This window comes from Vibrio rumoiensis 1S-45 (assembly GCF_000286955.2).
In the GTDB taxonomy this organism is placed as follows: domain Bacteria; phylum Pseudomonadota; class Gammaproteobacteria; order Enterobacterales; family Vibrionaceae; genus Vibrio; species Vibrio rumoiensis_A.
Genome location: NZ_AJYK02000072.1, coordinates 1 through 1,600, shown reverse-complemented (window position 1 = coordinate 1,600; position 1,600 = coordinate 1). Strand labels below are relative to the sequence as shown.

Sequence of the window (1,600 nt, the reverse complement as noted above, 5' to 3'; positions counted from 1 at the left end):
AAACCAACAAAACTTTAATTGAAGAGTTTGATCATGGCTCAGATTGAACGCTGGCGGCAGGCCTAACACATGCAAGTCGAGCGGTAACAGGAAGTAGCTTGCTACTTCGCTGACGAGCGGCGGACGGGTGAGTAATGCATAGGAAGTTGCCCAATAGAGGGGGATAACCATTGGAAACGATGGCTAATACCGCATAATCTCTTCGGAGCAAAGCAGGGGACCTTCGGGCCTTGCGCTATTGGATACGCCTATGTGGGATTAGCTAGTTGGTGAGGTAATGGCTCACCAAGGCGACGATCCCTAGCTGGTCTGAGAGGATGATCAGCCACACTGGGACTGAGACACGGCCCAGACTCCTACGGGAGGCAGCAGTGGGGAATATTGCACAATGGGCGAAAGCCTGATGCAGCCATGCCGCGTGTATGAAGAAGGCCTTCGGGTTGTAAAGTACTTTCAGTTGTGAGGAAGGTTTCGTAGTTAATAACTGCGTTGCTTGACGTTAGCAACAGAAGAAGCACCGGCTAACTCCGTGCCAGCAGCCGCGGTAATACGGAGGGTGCGAGCGTTAATCGGAATTACTGGGCGTAAAGCGCATGCAGGTGGTTTGTTAAGTCAGATGTGAAAGCCCGGGGCTCAACCTCGGAAGGTCATTTGAAACTGGCAAACTAGAGTACTGTAGAGGGGGGTAGAATTTCAGGTGTAGCGGTGAAATGCGTAGAGATCTGAAGGAATACCAGTGGCGAAGGCGGCCCCCTGGACAGATACTGACACTCAGATGCGGAAGGCGTGGGGAGCAAACAGGATTAGATACCCTGGTAGTCCACGCCGTAAACGATGTCTACTTGGAGGTTGTGGCCTTGAGCCGTGGCTTTCGGAGCTAACGCGTTAAGTAGACCGCCTGGGGAGTACGGTCGCAAGATTAAAACTCAAATGAATTGACGGGGGCCCGCACAAGCGGTGGAGCATGTGGTTTAATTCGATGCAACGCGAAGAACCTTACCTACTCTTGACATCCAGAGAACTTTCCAGAGATGGATTGGTGCCTTCGGGAACTCTGAGACAGGTGCTGCATGGCTGTCGTCAGCTCGTGTTCTGAAATGTTGGGTTAAGTCCCGCAACGAGCGCAACCCTTATCCTTGTTTGCCAGCGAGTAATGTCGGGAACTCCAGGGAGACTGCCGGTGATAAACCGGAGGAAGGTGGGGACGACGTCAAGTCATCATGGCCCTTACGAGTAGGGCTACACACGTGCTACAATGGCGCATACAGAGGGCAGCAAGCTAGCGATAGTGAGCGAATCCCAAAAAGGTGCGTCGTAGTCCGGATTGGACTCTGGAAACTCGACTCCATGAAGTCGGAATCGCTAGTAATCGTGGATCAGAATGCCACGGTGAATACGTTCCCGGGCCTTGTACACACCGCCCGTCACACCATGGGAGTGGGCTGCAAAAGAAGTAGGTAGTTTAACCTTCGGGAGGACGCTTACCACTTTGTGGTTCATGACTGGGGTGAAGTCGTAACAAGGTAGCCCTAGGGGAACCTGGGGCTGGATCACCTCCTTATACGAAGCTTATTTTTGATGAGTACCCACACAGATTGAT

1 rRNA gene is annotated in these 1,600 nt (G+C 52.4%); it reads left to right on the top strand.

The features are described from left to right. Window positions 1-15 precede the first annotated feature (15 nt). Window positions 16-1,561: ribosomal RNA gene (locus tag A1QC_RS09670) — 16S ribosomal RNA — on the top strand. Window positions 1,562-1,600: the final 39 nt, after the last annotated feature.